Raw genomic sequence first — 17,498 nt, 5'->3', positions numbered from 1 at the left:
GCTGAAGGTATGCCAGTTTTGCTGGTGCTCTTTCAGGCGCTCCGGGCTTTGGCCGGTGTAGCCAACGGTCCACATTCCGCTGTTGATTTCACGCAGTACGTCTTCAATGACCGGACGGTTGCCATCCATCGCGAAGTTTTTCACGAACTCGTTGCCAAAGCCGAGCTTATTGGCAAACAGGTACATGATTTCGTGGTCAGGCTTCGATTCAAACAGCGGCTCAATGACCTGATCGCGCCACTGAATCGAGCGGTTGGTGGCAGTCACACTACCGGTGGTTTCAAACTGCGTGGCAGCGGGCAGCAGGTAAACGCCGTCGGTGCGGTCATGCATAACGGCTGCAACGGTGGGATAAGGGTCAACGATGACCATCATCTCCAGCTTCTGCATCGCCTTCTGCATTTCAACGCCGCGGGTTTGCGAGTTGACCGCGTGACCCCAGTAGAACATCGCTTTCAGCGCGGTGCGCTGGGAGATGTTTTCGTCCTCTTCCAGCACGCCATCTACCCAACGCGATACAGTAATACCGCTGGAGTACATGGGCTTGCCGTCGGCGTACTCGGTGTCGTCGAAGCGGCCTTTCAGCCACTCGTAGTCTACGTCCCACACTTTGGCCCAGTGCTGCCAAGCGCCTTCTGCTAAGCCGTAGTAGCCCGGCAGGGAGTCACAGCCCAGACCTAAGTCGGTGGCACCCTGTACGTTATCGTGGCCACGCAGGATGTTGGCACCGCCACCCGATTTACCGATATTACCCAGCGCCAGCTCCAGAATGCAGTAGGCGCGGGTGTTGTTATTACCGGTGGTGTGCTGGGTACCGCCCATACACCACACTACGCAGCCAGGGCGGTTGTCGGCAAGGCGCTTGGCCACATCGAACATTTCCGCTTCTGGTACGCCAGTAATATCTTCTACAACGCTGGGCGGGAACTGAGCGACTTCTGCCCGCACGTCGTCCATGCCGTAAACACGTTGATTAATGTACTCGCTATCTTCCCAGCCGTTTTCAAAGATGTGCCACAGCAGGCCCCAGATATAAGCAACGTCGGAGCCAGGGCGCAGACGCACATACTTGTTGGCTTTCGCAGCGGTGCGGGTAAAGCGCGGGTCAGCTACGATGATGTCGCAGTTGTTGCGCTCTTTCGCAATCAGAATGTGCTGCATAGCGACCGGGTGCGCTTCACTGGGGTTAGAACCAATGAAGAGGATCGCCTTACTGTTATGCATATCGTTGAGCGAGTTGGTCATCGCTCCGTAACCCCAGGTATTCGCAACCCCTGCCACGGTGGTGGAGTGACAAATACGCGCCTGGTGGTCGGTATTATTGGTGCCCCACATAGAGGCGAGCTTGCGCATCAGGTACGCCTGCTCGTTACTGAATTTTGCTGAACCCAGCCAGTAAACGCTGTCGGGGCCGTGGGCGTCGCGCAGCTCAATCAGCTTGTCACCAATTTCGTTGACGGCGGTATCCCAGTCCATACGCTGCCATTCACCGGCGACCAGTTTCATCGGGTACTTCAGGCGGCGAGTGGAGTGGCCGTGCTGGCGTAGCGATGCCCCTTTGGCGCAGTGAGCGCCGCGGTTGATTGGGTGGTCGAAGGCGGGCTCTTGCTTGGTCCAGATGCCCTCTTGAACCTCGGCATACACACCGCAGCCTACCGAGCAGTGGGAGCAGATGGTGCGCTTCGTTTCTACCGGGGAATCGAGCACCGGCGTTTTATCAGCCGCTTCAGTGCGCTGCATCATCGGCGCGCCCATAAAGCCTGCCGCAGCCACCCCACCGGTGGCCACACCCGTGCGCTTTAGGAACTGACGACGGGAAATACCCAACCCAGTGGTAGCGGGGGTGTTCGTTTTGCGAGTTAGACGCATGGCAAATCTCCTGGCAGTTCGCCGTCAGTCACGCAGCGAGGCGTAATAAGCACGAATATGGTCGGTCTCGCGGTAGTTCACCGCCTGCTTGTCGCGCTCAACCGGGCTTTTATCATCTGCCTGTGCCAGCGTGACGTGGCCTACCGCAACGGCTGCGCCCGCAGCGGCGGTGCCTAAACCAACGGTTTTCATAAACCGGCGGCGCTCAGGGTTATGTGACTGGTGCATGGGGTTCTCCTCTTTCATGCCCTTTTTTATGCGTGGCCCGTAGGCCCTGTTGTTCGCTTACCGCTGCGCACGGTCACGTCACGGTGTGGCTTTGCGCGCTGCACCGGCGTCATAGGAAGCAGGCTCCACTATGCGCACCGGTTGATAGGCCGCTTGATCGCTCAAACGTGCCTGTTCGCTCTCCATAAAAGCACTACCCAACTGCCCCAGCGCTGAATAGAAAGCGGTGTCTACTTTTGCAAGGTCATCCCAACAGCGGCTGGCCCAAGGGGCAAGGTGCTGTTGGAAAAAGGTGAACTGTTCACTACTTTGCGCGGCGATGAGCATGGCCATCACTTCGCACATCGCCGCCAGGTGGTCTTCTGGGTCCCGGGTATGCTCGCTGCGCTCAAAGCCTAGCGCACGGAGATCTTGGCGCAGCGCGACCAGCGCGGCTTCCATCAGCTCGCCGTTGCGATACCAGGATGCATAGGGCACAACGTCGCCTTGAATGACGCCTACTAAGTGGCGGAAATGCGCACGCTTCAGGCTGTCCACATCGCTTTGGCTTGCCGCTTTTGACAGCGCGGCCCAGCATTCGGCAATGCGGCTGCCATCTTGCTCAATATCGAGACTTTCCAACCACGCCAGTAGCTCGCTGTCGGGGGCCTGACGCAGCAGGCTAGCGAACAGCTGGTAGATATCCATTCGCAGCGCATCGGTTTCACTTAGCGTCGGCATTGCATCGCTCATTGCTTTACACCTTTAGTTGCGCTTCAGGGTCACGAGCCATGGTTTTCCACACGTCTTTCACCCGGCAGTCTTCACACATTTCTAAGCGCGTCATGGCATCACCGGCAAAGTAAGGGTGATTGGCCAGCTTGGCTTTAATGGTGGCAACGGTGCTGGCGGTGGCAAACGGCTTGCCGCAGCTAATACATTCGAAAGCCGCCTCTTCGTGGCAAATATGCCGCGTTTCGCGCGCAGGTGCCGCGAGGAAGCCTGGCTCCAGCGTGATGGCGTCTTCAGGGCAGGCCTGTTCGCAGAGCCCGCACTGTACACAATCGGCTTCCAGGAAGCTGAGCGCGGGGGTATTCCCACCCGATTTAAGCGCAGGCGTTGGGCAATTGCTGACACAGGCGTGGCAGAGCGTACAGGCAGCACTATCGACATTAATGCCGCCGTAAGCCGCCCCTTGAGGCATGGTGTGGCGCTCACCGCTGGGCGCCCCCAGTTCAGCCAACCGCGCCAGCACCACGTTCAGGCGAGCACGCTTATTAGGCTCATTAAAGCTCAATGGCGACTCGGTGAGCGGTGTTAGGCTGGGCAGCGCATCTCGCTCGCCCTCGGCATCTACCGGCAGTAGCTTAATACGCGCGGCGTCGTGGCCTAGCGCGTCCAGCAGACTATGAGCCTGAGTGATTTGATGCTCTAAGAATGCGCTGAGCCGGGGCGGCATGCCGTCGTGAAGCTGAATGCGCACTTCAGAAGCGCCGCTGGCGAGCGCCGTCAGCCACTGGTCGTGGCCCGCCGCGCCCAGCTCTTCCAAGGGGGCATCAATGATGTGACCCGGCGTGGTAATGCCTGCAGCACGCTCAGCTTCCAGCGAGTCATGGGTAATAAAGCGTAGCACCGGCACCTCACCACCGGCTTCCCGATAGGCGGTTAGCCAGTTGGCCAGCGTCTCCTGCTGGCGGCGGGTTTCCGGCAGGCGAAACTCGATGGCACCCGTAGGGCACGCACTGGTGCAACTGCCTACGCCTTGGCAAAGGAAAGGATCAATCTCAATGCGCGACTCAATGCGGCCTTGGATGCTAGAAATCGCATCCGCCGGGCAGACGTCGAGGCAGCGAGTGCAACCGACGTTACCACTGGAAGAGTGGGCGCAAAGATCGGTATTGACCTGGAAATAGCGCGGTTTATCGAACTCACCGACCAGCTCCGTCACGCTCTCTAACACGTCGGCACGCTCAGCTTCCTGGCGCTCCCACGCGAGGCGCAGGTAGCCCGGCGGGGGCAGTTCCCAAGAAGCGACGTTAAGTGCTCCCTCCGAAAGGTCCAGCACTACGTCAAATACGTCCCGCTCAATCAGCGCTTGGGCAAGATTGAGAGAGTCGCCATCGTCTTGGCTCAGGGTGGCACGAAAACCACCCAAATGCCCCGCGATGTTAAGCTGTGACTGTTGATGCGCACTCAGCACTTGAGCGATCAGCGGCTCGCTGGCGACGGGAAGATCAACGGCCTCATCCGTGGTCAGCATCGTGAGGGACGCTAATCCCCGCCCCTGAAGCACTCGTGCCGCTTGAGTCACTGACGGCGCACTACCGAGCAACAGCACATGACCGCGGCTGTGGTAGGTCACGTTGGCAGGCGTTAAATTCACCGGCCATGAGATACGCCGACGCACCGCTTCACGAGCGGCGACGTTGCGCTGGTCGTCAATCGACGCCAGTTGGATTCGTTGGTTCATGCATTCTCACGGTCAAGAGGTCGTTTTTGTTATAATTAGAGATTATGTTTTGTCATCTCATGGATGACTTTCGGCGTTATAACGACATAGCTTCTTGTATCAGAGTATGGCGCAAACAGCTTTTTTGCCACTTCCTTTGGTCGTACCGCTGTCAACGCAAGCCCGCCATACTTACCATAACCCACTGATTCAAAAAGCTAACTGTCTTTTTTTCGCTCTCCTGGAGCGTGATCAGGATAATCAGACTGGTCGTCTAGTGAGGCACTTTGTACAAAACTGTCATCACTTGTGCAAGCGCTCACCTGCTCAGGCGGGCTCTCAGCCGCTACTTTTTCGCTGTGTTCAGCGTCTTTTTGTGCCGAATCTTCCAGCTTCTCTAAGGTCTCTTCCGCCTTATTGGCCCAACGCCGCAGCTTGCCCGCTAGCTCGCTGGCCATGGGCTTTAACTGTTGAGTGTAGTCGGCGTCGTAATCATCCAAACCATCGCGCACATTGTAGTTACCGGTGGCCCAGAGCCTACGCAGGGCACGGCGGCGCAGCGCAGCACTGACGCCAGGCACCATAAAGGCGCTGAAGTCACTGCCGGCAGGCAGGGTGTCTGGGTCGGGCAACGTGTGGTCCAGGCTGCCCGGCAGGGGCGGAGCTGCGGCCTCTTGCTTGTCTACCGCAGGGGGGGAGGCATCTATACCGTCAGACTCAGGCGCGTGCGCCTCTACCTCTAACTGAGGCTCTATCGGTTCCGCTGGCGGCCTGTCATCACTCTCATGTTCAATGCCGCGCTTTTTACGCGACCAGCGCTCCAAACGGCTCACTGTGGCTGCTCCTTGGTCGGGGTCTCTTTACCGCGCCCGGCCCCTTTGCGTTTTTTCTTGCGGGTTTCCACCGGCGCTTCACCGTGGCGCGCGAGATAGTGCTCTATCCACACCTGAATCGCCATCGGCATCGCAGCTTCTAGCACTTGCTGCTCGCCATCTAGCCAGCCTGCGGCCACATCCTGGCTGGCGGTGATCGCATCGGGCTTCGGGGTTTGCCCGGTGAAACCGGCACGCACAAACAGGCGCGGCGTCGGCGCGGTGAGGTTAAATCGGTAGGCCGCTCGCTCGGTCATATAGAGCTGCAGGTTGAGTACGCACTCCCCTTCGTCCCCCGGCACTAGCTCGGCAATGCGCCACTGGGTCAGCGTGAAACTGCGCACCTGCTTGGGCTCGGCGACTAAGGTAACGCTTAATGCGCGTAAACTATCACTCATGGGTTTCACCACCTTAGACCTTGAACGGGTAGACAAGTAAGCCTTTTGAGCGCCATCATCGTCAACTCAGACTATTTTACTCAACTATTATGATCTTGTGCGCCGTGTTTGCGTCAGCCACACAGCGTTTTGGTATCAGTGAGGATTGCGGATGCCCGCCCTTCAGTTAAGCCGAGCCCGCTTACCGGCCACGACCACCATTGATGTCATGGATGCCTACGGCGACACTCGCCCGCAGGCCATTGCCGCCGAGCGTGCGCTTACGGTGTATCTTAACAAGCGTGAAATTGTCACCCTGATGACGCTGGGCGATGACCCCGAGGCACTAGTGGTAGGCTACCTGCGCAACCAGGGGCTATTAAGAAGCGCCGAGGACTTAACCGCGGTTCAGGTTGACTGGGACGTCGAGGCTGCGGTGATCGTTACCCGCCACCTGCCTGATGATTTGGAAGCACGCCTTAGCACGCGCACCGTCACGACGGGCTGCGGTCAGGGCACGGTGTTTGGTAAACTGTTGGAGCAAACTTCTCTCACAGCGCTGCCTGAGACACCGCTGGCCCAATCGACGCTCTATCAACTGTTGACCAATTTGAACACCTATAACGACACCTACCGCAGCGCGGGCGCGGTACACGGCTGCGCGCTGTGCCACCAAGCTCAGGTGCTGGATTTCGTCGAAGATGTGGGCCGCCACAACGCCGTGGACACACTGGCGGGTCGCCAGTGGCTTAACCAAGCCGATAGCCGTAGCGCCGATATTTTTTACACCACCGGCCGTTTAACGTCTGAAATGGTGCTGAAAGTCGCGCAAATGGGCATTAGCGTACTGGTATCGCGTTCAGGCGTGACACAGAAAGGCGTAGAGCTGGCCGAGCGTTTCGGCGTGATGCTGATTGCCCGTGCGAAGGGGAAAGGCTTCCAAGCCATTAACGCCGCTGGCCGCTTGACGCTGGACGCGATTCCCCCCAAGCCGCCGAGTGCGCGCTCGTCCAAGGAGGCAGGCGTATGATCGCCAAGCACGAACTGACTGGCATGATTCTCGCGGGCGGTGAAGGCCGCCGTATGGGCGGGCGAGATAAGGGCCTGGAGCCCTTTGCAGGCTTGCCGCTGGTAGCGCACACCGTTAAGCGCTTCGATGGCCACGTGCATGAGTTGATGATTAACGCCAACCGCAATAGCGATGCGTATGCGCTGTTTGCCGACCGTGTGATTGAAGATGCCGAAGGCGGCTTCAAAGGCCCGCTGATGGGTATTTACAGCGGCCTGCTTGCGGCTCAAACGCCGTGGCTGCTGGTCGCACCCTGCGACTCCCCTGCGCTGCCCCACGATTTGGTGGCGCGCATGGTCGCAGGTATTACCCAGGCGGGTGTCGAGCACGATATCGCCGTGGCGTTCGATGGCGAGCGCCTGCACCCCGTCGTCGCGCTGCTGCGTACGTCGCTGGCTGACGATTTAGCGGCCACCCTGGCCGAAGGCGAGCGTAAAATCGATCGCTGGTACGCGCGCCACGCATGGTGCCGGGTGGATATGTCGGACTGCCCTGAAGCGTTCGCCAACCTCAATACCGAAGAGGAGAAAGCCCGCTTGGAGCTGGCACTGACAACGCCTTCCCAGGAGACGCCATGAGCCTGTCGTGTTTTGAACTGGGCGAGCAGATGCTCAGCGTCGATGACGCCCGCGATGCGCTGATGACGCTGGTTGAGAAATCGGTAGCGGTAGAACAGGTGGCAATAGGCAGCGCCTACGGACGCAGGCTGGCGACTGATATCACTGCGCCTATTAACGTGCCACAGAATACCAATGCGGCGATGGATGGCGTTGCCTTGTCCTGGCCCAAAGAGCCACCCTACACCACACATATTCAGATTGTAGGTGATGCCTTCGCCGGGCAAGCGTTTGAGGGTGAGGTGCCCTCTGGCCAGTGCGTACGCATCACCACCGGCGCGCCGCTGCCCAGCGGCACCGATACGGTGATTATGCGTGAGCAGCTCATTGAGGTTGACGACAGCGTCACCATCGATGCGCCAGAGCGGGTCAGTTTTGGGCAGCATGTACGCCAAGCCGGGGAAGATATTGCCAAAGGGGCCGTTGCATTGACGGCGGGCACACGGCTGGATGCTGCCAGCATGGGGCTGATTGCTTCATTAGGCCATGCCACCATCGACGTCTATCAGCGTCCAAAGGTAGCGATCTTCTCCACTGGCAACGAAGTCACGCCGCCGGGAGAGCCGCTCCCAAGCGCCGGAATTTACGACACCAATCGCTTCACCCTGATCGGCATGCTTAGCGAGCAAGGGGCCGAAGTGGTGGATTTAGGTATTCTGCCCGACGACCCGCGCGCTATTGAGCAAGCGCTTGCGGAAGCAGCGGCGCAGTGTGACCTTGTGATTACCAGCGGCGGCGTGTCCGTGGGCCACGCGGACTACACCCGCGCTGCGCTGGAAAAGCTCGGACGGCTGGCCTTTTGGCGGGTGGCGCTACGTCCTGGCCGCCCGATGGCCTGCGGCCAACTGAGCGACTCCCGCACGCCGTTTGTGGGGCTACCCGGTAATCCGGTGGCGGTGATGGTTACTTTCAGCCAGTTTGTGGTGCCGCTTTTGCAACGGCTGCAGGGGCAGCTGCCTTCTCCGCCCTTACGACTCACAGCGATTGCCCAAACACCGCTAAAAAGCCGCCTGAAGCGCACCGACTTTCTGCGTGGCATTTATACTTGTGATGAGCAGGGCGTGCTACATGTGCGCAGCACAGGTGCCCAGGGCTCGGGTATTTTGACTTCCATGGTGATGGCCAACTGTTTGATTGAACTTGGCGATGACCAGGCAGACGCACAGCCAGGCGAGGCGGTCTGCATTCAACCGATAACGAGCTGGCAATGACCGAACAACTGATTGACGATTTTGGCCGCCGAGTGCGCTACGTGCGCATTTCGGTGACCGACCGCTGCGACTTCCGCTGCGTGTACTGCATGAGCGAGGAGATGACATTTCTTCCCCGTGCGCAGGTGCTCACGCTGGAAGAGCTCGCCATGGTGGCGCGCGCCTTCACCGAGCTTGGCGTCGAGAAGATCCGCCTGACCGGCGGCGAACCGCTAGTGCGCAAAGGGATTGAGCAACTGGTGGACGAGATTGGCGCCCTACCGGGGCTGGACGATTTCACCATGACCACCAACGGCGCCAGCCTGCGCAAGCACGCCAAGCGGCTGTATGACGGTGGCCTACGTAGGCTCAACATTAGCCTGGACTCCCTCGACCCCGAGCGCTTTAAGCAGCTGACGCGCACCGGCGACTTAGCCAAAGTGATCGACGGTATCCACGCCGCCAAAGAGGCGGGCTTCAAGCGCATCAAGCTGAACGCGGTGATCTTGAAGGGGCGCAACGAAGACGAAGTGCTCGACTTGGTGACCTTTGCCCGTCAGGAAGGCCTCGATATTAGCTTTATCGAGGAGATGCCGCTGGGCGATGTGTCGGACCACTCCCGGGCAGAGACCTTCTACTCCAGCGACGACGTTCAGGCGTTGATCGAAACACGCTACCCGCTGACACCCACTACGGAGAGCACACCGGGGCCGTCGCGCTACTTCAAAATGGCCGACAGCGACAGCCGGGTGGGCTTTATCTCGCCCCATAGCCATAACTTCTGCGATAGCTGCAACCGCGTACGGGTCACCGTGGAAGGCCGCCTGCTGCTCTGCCTGGGTAATGAGCACTCGGTAGACCTGCGCGCCGTATTGCGCCGCCATCCTGGCGATATGCAGGCGCTCAAAACCGCCATTATTAACGCCCTACCGCTTAAGCCCGAACGCCACCACTTCACCACCGATGGCGACGTGCAGGTGGTGCGCTTTATGAACATGACCGGAGGTTAACCGTTGGCAGCCGCTTCACGCGTTCCCGTTCACATCGTCACCGGCTTTTTAGGTAGCGGCAAAACCACGCTTATCCACAGCCTGATTGAACAAAAGCCTGTGGGTGAGAAATGGGCCATTCTGGTCAACGAATTTGGCCAGATCGGCATTGATCAGGCGATGTTTGATGCGCGCGATGATGTGGTGGTGAAAGGCTTGCCCGGCGGCTGCCTATGCTGCCAGCTAGCGTTCGTGCTTCAGGCGGCGCTGGTCAATTTATTGGCGCGCAGCAAGCCCGACCGAGTGATTATTGAGCCCTCTGGCCTTGGCCACCCGGCAGGGTTGCTGGACCTGCTGCGCGGCGAGGCGTTTCAAGACGTGGTGGCGGTGCAGGATATCATCGCCACGCTTGACCCACGCCGATTGGATGAAGCCCGCGTGCGCGAGCACGACACGTTTCAGGATCAGCTAAATATGGCCGACGCCATCGCTATCACCATGGGCGAGCAGGCAAGCAACGCCCAGCACCAACAAGCGCAGCAGTTTATCAGCACGCTATGGCCGGCCCGTAAATGGGTGTACACCGTTGAGGAAGGGGTACTGCCGGTTTCGCTCATCTTGGACAGCGGCCAGGCGCGCCAACAAGATCAGCCTGCGATGCCTGCCGAGCATCAGGCTCTGGCAGCCAGCCCTAGCCTAGAGGGCGCTTTTTTCGATTTTCCGCCCCCTCCTGGCCAGCCCCAACAGCAAACCGCCACTGCCCTGGGTTACACCAGTACGGGCCTGCGCTGGCACCCTACCGAGCGATTCGACCTTGATCATCTCGCCTATTGTTTTAGCGAGCTGCCCACTACGGCGCGGGTAAAGGGAGTATTCCACACCGCTGACGGCTGGAAACGGTTCAACCGCGCGGATGGTGCCCTAAGCGTTGCCAGCAGCGCTTGGCGGCAAGACTCGCGGCTTGAGGTGATTACCCCCGAGAGCTTTGAGCACGCCGCGCTGATCGCGGCGTTACTCATCAAGCTGCATGCCTCAAGCGTAGGACTGAGCTAGCACGGCTGCTTCAATGTCATTAACGGACACCGGCCGTCCGAACAGATAGCCCTGAAAGGCGTGACAGCCATGGGCCATCAGCCACGCCTGCTGTGCTTCCACTTCCACCCCCTCGGCAATCACATCCAGGTTTAAGCTCTTCGCCAGGGCAATGGTACTTTCCACAATCGCCGCGTTTGCTTTGCTCTCTAGCACTTGCTGCACAAAGGATTGGTCAATTTTCAGCTGGTCCAACGGCAGTTGGGCCAAGTAAGCCAGCGACGAGTAGCCGGTGCCGAAGTCGTCCAGCGAGAAACGAACGCCCAAGGCTTTTAGACTGAGCATTTTATCGCGTGCATCGTCACGCGCCTCTACAAACAGCGTTTCAGTGACTTCTAATTTCAGCTGCTCTAGCGGCGCTTGAGTGCGCTGAAATACCTGCTCGACCCGCTGCAGAAAGTTGTTCTCGCGGAATTGTAATGGGCTGATGTTCACCGAAATCGTGAGCCTATTCAGCAGCGGCGAACCTGCCCACTGGGCTAACTGCTGGCAAGCCTCTTCCAGCACCCACTCCCCGACATCATTAATCAGCCCTGTGCTCTCTAGCAGCGGTATAAACTCGCCCGGCGAGACTAACCCACGCTCAGGGTGCTGCCAGCGCAGTAGGGCTTCAACGCCTATTAATCTACCCAGACGATCAACCTGAGGTTGGTAATGCAGCCGCCATTGCTGATGCTCAAGCGCTTGGCGAAGCTCCGACTCTAGTTTTACCTTAGCTAGCAGTTTTGCCTGCATGGAAGGGTCAAAAAAGCGCACTGCTCGTCGGCCGCTGGCTTTCGCTTGAGAAAGTGCCATATCTCCCTGTTGAAGATAGTCGTCTGCGCTGCGCTGGCTATCTGCGATGATCGTAATACCTACGCTAGCGGTGACTAACGCACTCTCTTCCCCCACGCTGATCGGCTCATCCAGCGCCGCCAGCAGCTTATACGCGATATGTTCAGCCAGTTGCTGAGTTTGCCGTGGGCTACCATCAATCCCTTCAATCAGCACCGCAAACTCGTCGCTTCCCAACCTTGCCAAGGTGTCGGTATCTCGCAGCATTCGCCCAAAGCGCCGGGCAATACTTTGCAACAGCTGGTCGCCCGCATGGTGGCCTAGGGTATCGTTAACATGATTAAAGTTATCAATATCGATCAGGATTAACGCGCCGCAGCGCTGATGGCGGTTAAGCTCTTTTAACGCTGTACCAATACGATCAATAAACAGTCGACGGTTAGCAAAGCCGGTTAACGGGTCATAAAAGGCAAGCTGGTGGATCTCCTGCTCGGCCGCTTTACGCTCACTAATATCGCTCATGGTCGCCACGTAGTGGGTCAATTCACCGCCGTGGCCATACACAGCGCTAATGGTCAGCCACTCAGGAAACAGCTCGCCGTTTTTGCGCTGATTCCAGATCTCCCCTTCCCAGTTACCCGTTGCCATAACGCTACGCCACAGCCGACGATAAAACGCAGCGTTATGGTGGCCGGAACTAAACATACGCGGGTTTTTGCCAATCATCTCCTCATCGCTGTAACCGGTAATACGCTTAAAAGTATCATTAACCTTCAGGATATTGCCCCGCGCATCGGTCACCATAATGCCTAAATGCGCCTGGAATGCAGCAGCGGCGATTTGCAGTTCAACCTCGGCTTGCTTCGCGTCGGTAATATCGCGGGTCACAGAAAGCACTCCTTCAAAGTATTTTGTTTTGCTTGCCAAGGGGCTAACAGTGGCATGAAAGTAACGTTGCTGTTGGCCTAGCATCAGCGGGTATTCAAACGTCGCCACCTGACGGGTTTGCTGAACTTGATGAAAGATGGCGTCAAAGGTGTTTGCCAACGCGGGGGGCAACACCTGCTGATAGTGCAATCCTAGCGCTTGCTGGCTACCCAAGAGTAGCTTGTCCTTTTCGATGGCATGGATAAAGCGAAACCGACCCTCACCATCAAATACAAAAATCAGGTCTTGTAGGGAGTTAATCAGCGCATCCATCCGCATCTCACGGGTCTGCAACTGATAAGAGAGTGCGAGGCGGTTCAAATAGTGGCGCACTCCCCACGCTCCCAACAGCGCAATGATCGCCATAACGCCCGTTAACACCAGTGTTCGTTGGCGCCAACCTGCTAATAACCGCTGCACATCCACGCCCACCGCCACCAGTACCGGGTAGTGACTGACTCGCTGCAAATGGAACAGGCGCTCCCGCCCATCAATGGATGAAAGCGCGGTAAATGTTTGTGACGCTTCTTGCGTCTTGAGCCACTGTTGCGTAGCAGAATCTTCAATTTGCCTGCCCACGGTAGCGCCGTTTGTGGGCATGGGATGGCGGGCAATTAACTTGAGGTTGGCGTCTATTAAGGCCATGCTTTCGCCGTCATAGACGCGCATTTGCTGCAGCGCTTCGATCAGGGTCTGCGGCACCAGCCGAGCAACCACCAAGCCGTTAAAATTACCACTTGCATCATTCAACCGCCGAGCGTGATAGAGGTAGAACTGCTGGTTCTGTGATGACCAGTAAAGCGGCGTGACCAGCTCTTGCTGCTTGCCTTGCTGGAAAGAGCGAAAAAAATCAGTCTCACTAATATCAAGACCCGCATGCCGGTTATTGCTACTACTTACCCAGACACGCCCTTGGGCATTGAGAACGCCAAGCTCATCAATTAGTGGCATATAGCCAGCCAAACTTTCTAAAGCATACTGTATGCTCGCCGTATTATTGAGGCCCGTCCCTCCGACACTCTCCACTCGCTCCGCCAAGGTAAAAAGTGCCTGCCCACTCTGCCCCAGCATACCCTTTGCCCACTCGGCCACTACATTCGAACGCGAAATGGCTCGAGACTCAGCCGAGCGTATCTCTTGCTGGTACTGCCCTTCCAATAACCAACCGAATAGCAGCAACATGACGCACAGAGCCAACGCAAATATGACGATGGCTTGCCGCTGCTGTCGGCGATACATCGGCACTGCTTGAGTTTTGTGGGCTAACTCATCACTGCGAGAGGAGCGCATCAAATATTGGCCTTATTCAAGTGTCGCGCAAGCGCACCTGATACAGTGTAAAAAATAACAGTGAAAGATACACCACAGCGACTTCATGGTCGCAATGCTAGATAGTGGCGCTTCGCTTTTTTGATGTATATCAATTTTTTGTCTAACCCAATGCAGCAAAAAAGCCCCCTTTTCCTGATCAAGAGGCAGCTATGGCATCACTAGGCCAAATGAGCGACTACGAAATACGCCTGATCCGCATTTTTAAGACGGTCGTTGAGTGCGGCGGTTTTACCGCTGCGGAAACCACCTTGGGGATTAGTCGCTCGGCCATTAGCCAGCATATGAACGACCTGGAGGGACGGCTGGGGTTTTCCCTCTGTCAGCGAGGACGCGGCGGATTCAGCCTAACAGAAGAGGGGAAAGAGATTTATCAGGCAGGGCTAACACTGCTTACGGCGCTGGAGACCTTTAAAAGCGACGTTAACGCGCTGCATCACACTATCAAAGGCGAATTGAATATCGGTATTACCGATAACCTCGTCACGCTACCCGCCATGGATGTGACCCATGCGCTGGCAGCACTCACCGCCCCTCATCACGAGGTAACGGTCCATATTCATATGGAGCCATCGGACGCGGTGATTCGCGGCGTGATGGATGGTCACCTGCATGTGGGGGTGGTGCCTGCGGTGAATTTGCCCACCAGTTTAGAAACACGACTGCTGTACGACGAACCCTCTTACTTATACTGCTCCGCCGAACATCCACTGTTCAGCGTGCCCGATGAGGCATTGAGCCTTGCACAAATCGCCAGCCACCCGGCGATTCGCCCGCGCTACCCACTACCTGATGCTGCACGCCAAGCCCACGAAGCACTCAACCTACAGGCTTCTGCCTCGGACCGAGAAGGGGCCGCCTTTCTGATTTTGACCGGGCGCTTTATGGGCTTTCTACCCGAACATGTCGCCGAGCAGTGGGTGGCAGCAGGCAAGATGCGCGCGCTTCACACCGCTACTCAGCACTACCGCATCCCGTTTGTACTGATTACCCGCCATGACCGCCGCCCCAATCGCGTGGTGGATGCGTTTTTGGGGTTTATCAGTGGGGGAGACTAAGCCTGACAAAGCTCGGCTAATTGCCGAGCTTTGTCATACAGCCACTATCATCGACAGCCGATCAGGATTGCTCTGTCACCTCGCTGGCCATCACTGGCGCAGGCCCCGCCTTTGGAGATGACGCCAATACCTGGCTTGCGACGTAGTAAACAATCGCCCCCAGCGCGGAGCCAGTGAACCAGCCGTAGTCATAGAACCAGTTCATCGTGCCGGTTAACAGTGACAGTAAGGTCAGTACGACAGGAACCCCGAAAGCGATAAAACCGGCCATGTTGACCGCGGGATAGGCGTGACTATCCAGGTACAGGCTGGGCACATCCAGGCGCTGCTTTTTAATCAGGAAGTAGTCCACCGCCATAATGCCCGCAATGGGGCCTAACAGACTGGAGTAACCCAGCAGCCAGTTGGAGTACATTTGTTCAAGAGACACTCCAGGAGGAATGATGCCTGCCTTTTGTAACAGGTCATAGCCCATCAGCAGCACTCCCACCGCACCGGTTATCAGCACGCCACGCGTCTGGTTGATCACTTTTGGCGCTATGTTCTGAAAATCATTGGTAGGTGAGACGATATTAGAAGCGGTGTTGGTCGAAATAGTGGCAATAATGATCAATAACATCGCCATAATGACCCAGAAGGGGCTGTCGATATAACCGATTAACCTCACCGGGTCTGCAACAGTTTGCCCTACTAGCGATTCAGACGCAGCGGTTAGTACAACTCCAAGGGCAGCAAAGAAGAACATCGTCAGCGGTAGACCAATAATTTGGCCTGCAATTTGATCTTTTTGGCTTTTGGCAAAGCGGCTGAAGTCAGGAATATTTAGTGAGAGAGTCGCCCAAAAACCCACCATGGCGGTCAAACCGGCAAAGAAATAACCATAAACGGAAGCCCCCTCAGGGCGCGATGGCGGTTGAGCCAGCAGCTCGGTCATCGACATATGCGGCCACGCCCACATCATCAGGCCAACGCCTACGGCCAACAGCAGCGGTGCAGCCAACGTTTCCAGCCACTTAATCGACTCCGCTCCGCGAATGACCACATACAGGTTCATCGCGCCGAAAACAAAAAAGCCAATCACCTCCCCCACGCCACCCAAAGCAGCCCAGGCAGGAATTAGCTCCGACAACAGCAAATGGATAGCTAAACCACCAAACATGGTTTGAATACCGAACCAGCCGCAGCCCACCAGCGCGCGTACTAGGCACGGCACATTCGAGCCCAAAATACCGAAGGATGAGCGCAATACCACCGGAAAAGGAATCCCGAACTTAGTGCCGGGAAAGGCATTCAGCGTCAGTGGAATCAGTACGATGACGTTGGCCAGCAGGATGGCAAAGAGCGCCTCCCCCACGCTCAAGCCGAAGTAGGCGGTTAGCACCCCACCCAGCGTATACGTGGGCACGCAGATCGACATCCCCACCCATAGTGCCGCGATATTCCACTTACTCCAGGTACGCTCACTTGCCTGGGTAGGTGCAATATCTTTATTGAAGCGGGGACTATTGCGCACGTCCTCACCAACATTAAGTTCAATCAACCCCTCTCTGTCTACCATCTGGGTTCTTGAGCCAGTCATTTTATTCTCCTCAGCAGCGACATTGCCGACCGCCTGTACGGGTTCAGCTTTTGTCGCAGCAATAAGCATGCCTAAACTGAAGACAGGATCGTTAACTTATTGAACAAAAAGCTGACTTGATCGACAGATATGCAGTCACCGCACTCTCAATTTTTATTGTGTTTTTGAACGCGACGTAAGACCACTAAAAACCTTAGCTGGTTAAAAAAATAACGCACCAAAAAGATACAAAAAAATCATTTAAAACCACGAAGAAACTTCACAAGCTATTGATTTATAAAAATATAAAAAAATCACCAAACATGTGCACGTATTCACCAAATCAGTAAAAAAAGGCTCTTTAAAAAACAAAAACATATAAAATCAACAACTTAATATCATACTCAACGGTAGATAAAAAATCCTTGAAAAGAGACGGCATAAAGGACTATGTTCAAAAAGCTGTCAAACATGACAACTTTCAACATAACAATAAACACTCGGCTTTAACGCCGGTGTCACCACACGCCAAGTGACTGTCATCACACTCATAAATATTAGCGATTAGTGTTTTTAACTTGCCGTGATGCGCTAGCCAGTCTGGTGAGCGCGTATGACACGAGAGGGCTTTGTATGCAGAAGATGAAAATCGGCCTGATTCAAATGGGCCTAAAAACCAGTACCGACCTGGAACCCGCCGCCATTCGAGACGCGATGAACGAAGCGCATCTGCCGCTGATAAAACAAGCCGCTGAACAAGGCGTGCAGGTGCTGTGCTTCCAGGAAGTGTTTAATCAACCCTACTTTTGCCCCAGCCAGGACAGCAAATGGTACGCCGCTGCCGAGCGGGTGCCGGAAGGCCCCACCTGCCAGATGATGCAGAAGCTCGCCGCCGAACACCGTATGGTGATCATCGTCCCTATCTATGAAGAAACCGAGACCGGCGTTTACTACAACACGGCAGCGGTGTTCGACGCTGACGGTAGCTATCTGGGCAAATACCACAAAACACACATTCCCCAAGTGGCTGGCTTTTGGGAAAAATTCTTCTTTAAGCCGGGCCAATCCAACTGGCCGGTGTTCGATACCGCCTACGGCAAGATCGGCGTGTATATCTGCTA

General features: G+C 56.6%; 15 protein-coding genes. 7 read left to right on the top strand and 8 right to left on the bottom strand.

Annotated elements, in window-relative coordinates; translation table 11 throughout:
* The 6 genes from BIS10_RS11640 to BIS10_RS11615 form a co-directional block, all read right to left on the bottom strand.
* Positions 1 to 1,869, bottom strand: a 1,869-nt coding sequence (locus BIS10_RS11640; RefSeq protein ID WP_253505433.1) for a molybdopterin-dependent oxidoreductase, incomplete at its 3' end; no start/stop codon positions are given.
* A gap of 24 nt (positions 1,870 to 1,893) precedes the next feature.
* Positions 1,894 to 2,097, bottom strand: a complete 204-nt coding sequence (locus BIS10_RS11635; RefSeq protein WP_052509959.1) for a twin-arginine translocation signal domain-containing protein — start codon at positions 2,095 to 2,097, stop codon at positions 1,894 to 1,896.
* Positions 2,098 to 2,175: 78 nt separating this feature from the next.
* On the bottom strand, positions 2,176 to 2,829 hold the full coding sequence (locus tag BIS10_RS11630) for a molecular chaperone (protein WP_083025001.1): 654 nt from the start codon (positions 2,827 to 2,829) through the stop codon (positions 2,176 to 2,178).
* A 4-nt stretch (positions 2,830 to 2,833) separates the two neighbouring features.
* Positions 2,834 to 4,546, bottom strand: coding sequence for a 4Fe-4S dicluster domain-containing protein (locus BIS10_RS11625; protein ID WP_253505431.1), 1,713 nt, complete (start codon positions 4,544 to 4,546; stop codon positions 2,834 to 2,836).
* 197 nt (positions 4,547 to 4,743) lie between these two features.
* A complete protein-coding gene (locus BIS10_RS11620; RefSeq protein ID WP_253505429.1) occupies positions 4,744 to 5,358 on the bottom strand; it encodes a DUF3306 domain-containing protein in 615 nt (204 codons plus the stop codon).
* Positions 5,355 to 5,795, bottom strand: coding sequence for a DUF3305 domain-containing protein (locus tag BIS10_RS11615; RefSeq protein ID WP_253505426.1), 441 nt, complete (start codon positions 5,793 to 5,795; stop codon positions 5,355 to 5,357). Before BIS10_RS11615 ends, BIS10_RS11620 begins: the two co-directional genes overlap by 4 nt.
* Positions 5,796 to 5,946: 151 nt before the next feature.
* Here BIS10_RS11615 and BIS10_RS11610 point away from each other — a divergent pair, with 151 nt between their 5' ends.
* Genes BIS10_RS11610 through BIS10_RS11590 form a run of 5 tightly spaced genes read left to right on the top strand, consistent with a single transcriptional unit; the run spans position 5,947 to position 10,692 of the window.
* Entirely contained in the window at positions 5,947 to 6,804 is an 858-nt protein-coding gene (locus tag BIS10_RS11610; RefSeq protein WP_058578150.1) for a formate dehydrogenase accessory sulfurtransferase FdhD, read from the top strand.
* Positions 6,801 to 7,421, top strand: a complete 621-nt coding sequence (mobA, locus tag BIS10_RS11605; protein ID WP_253505425.1) for a molybdenum cofactor guanylyltransferase MobA — start codon at positions 6,801 to 6,803, stop codon at positions 7,419 to 7,421. Before BIS10_RS11610 ends, mobA begins: the two co-directional genes overlap by 4 nt.
* Positions 7,418 to 8,671, top strand: a complete 1,254-nt coding sequence (gene glp, locus BIS10_RS11600; protein ID WP_253505423.1) for a gephyrin-like molybdotransferase Glp — start codon at positions 7,418 to 7,420, stop codon at positions 8,669 to 8,671. The genes mobA and glp overlap by 4 nt, the downstream gene beginning before the upstream one ends.
* Positions 8,668 to 9,660, top strand: a complete 993-nt coding sequence (gene moaA, locus BIS10_RS11595; RefSeq protein WP_062372802.1) for a GTP 3',8-cyclase MoaA — start codon at positions 8,668 to 8,670, stop codon at positions 9,658 to 9,660. Before glp ends, moaA begins: the two co-directional genes overlap by 4 nt.
* 3 nt (positions 9,661 to 9,663) lie before the next feature.
* The gene (locus BIS10_RS11590) at positions 9,664 to 10,692 is read left to right on the top strand and encodes a GTP-binding protein (protein ID WP_101148124.1); all 1,029 of its coding nucleotides are present in this window, start codon (positions 9,664 to 9,666) and stop codon (positions 10,690 to 10,692) included.
* Here the strand turns inward: BIS10_RS11590 and BIS10_RS11585 are convergent.
* Positions 10,672 to 13,722 (bottom strand): EAL domain-containing protein, encoded by a 3,051-nt coding sequence (locus BIS10_RS11585; RefSeq protein WP_253505422.1) that lies wholly within the window; start codon positions 13,720 to 13,722, stop codon positions 10,672 to 10,674. The genes BIS10_RS11590 and BIS10_RS11585 overlap by 21 nt on opposite strands.
* Before the next feature lie 191 nt (positions 13,723 to 13,913).
* Here BIS10_RS11585 and BIS10_RS11580 point away from each other — a divergent pair, with 191 nt between their 5' ends.
* Positions 13,914 to 14,819, top strand: coding sequence for a LysR family transcriptional regulator (locus tag BIS10_RS11580; RefSeq protein WP_253505421.1), 906 nt, complete (start codon positions 13,914 to 13,916; stop codon positions 14,817 to 14,819).
* Positions 14,820 to 14,880: 61 nt separating this feature from the next.
* Here the strand turns inward: BIS10_RS11580 and BIS10_RS11575 are convergent, their stop codons facing one another.
* The gene (locus tag BIS10_RS11575; protein WP_058578183.1) at positions 14,881 to 16,398 is read right to left on the bottom strand and encodes an NCS1 family nucleobase:cation symporter-1; all 1,518 of its coding nucleotides are present in this window, start codon (positions 16,396 to 16,398) and stop codon (positions 14,881 to 14,883) included.
* Positions 16,399 to 17,010: 612 nt separating this feature from the next.
* On the opposite strand from BIS10_RS11575, the gene BIS10_RS11570 reads away from it, so the two are divergent.
* A partial coding sequence (locus BIS10_RS11570; RefSeq protein WP_301282032.1) for a nitrilase-related carbon-nitrogen hydrolase occupies positions 17,011 to 17,498 on the top strand: 488 nt, incomplete at its 3' end.

The sequence above is a fragment of the Halomonas sp. 707B3 genome, from assembly GCF_024158645.1.
Taxonomy (GTDB): domain Bacteria; phylum Pseudomonadota; class Gammaproteobacteria; order Pseudomonadales; family Halomonadaceae; genus Vreelandella; species Vreelandella lionensis.
This window is presented reverse-complemented; position numbering and strand designations above follow the sequence as displayed.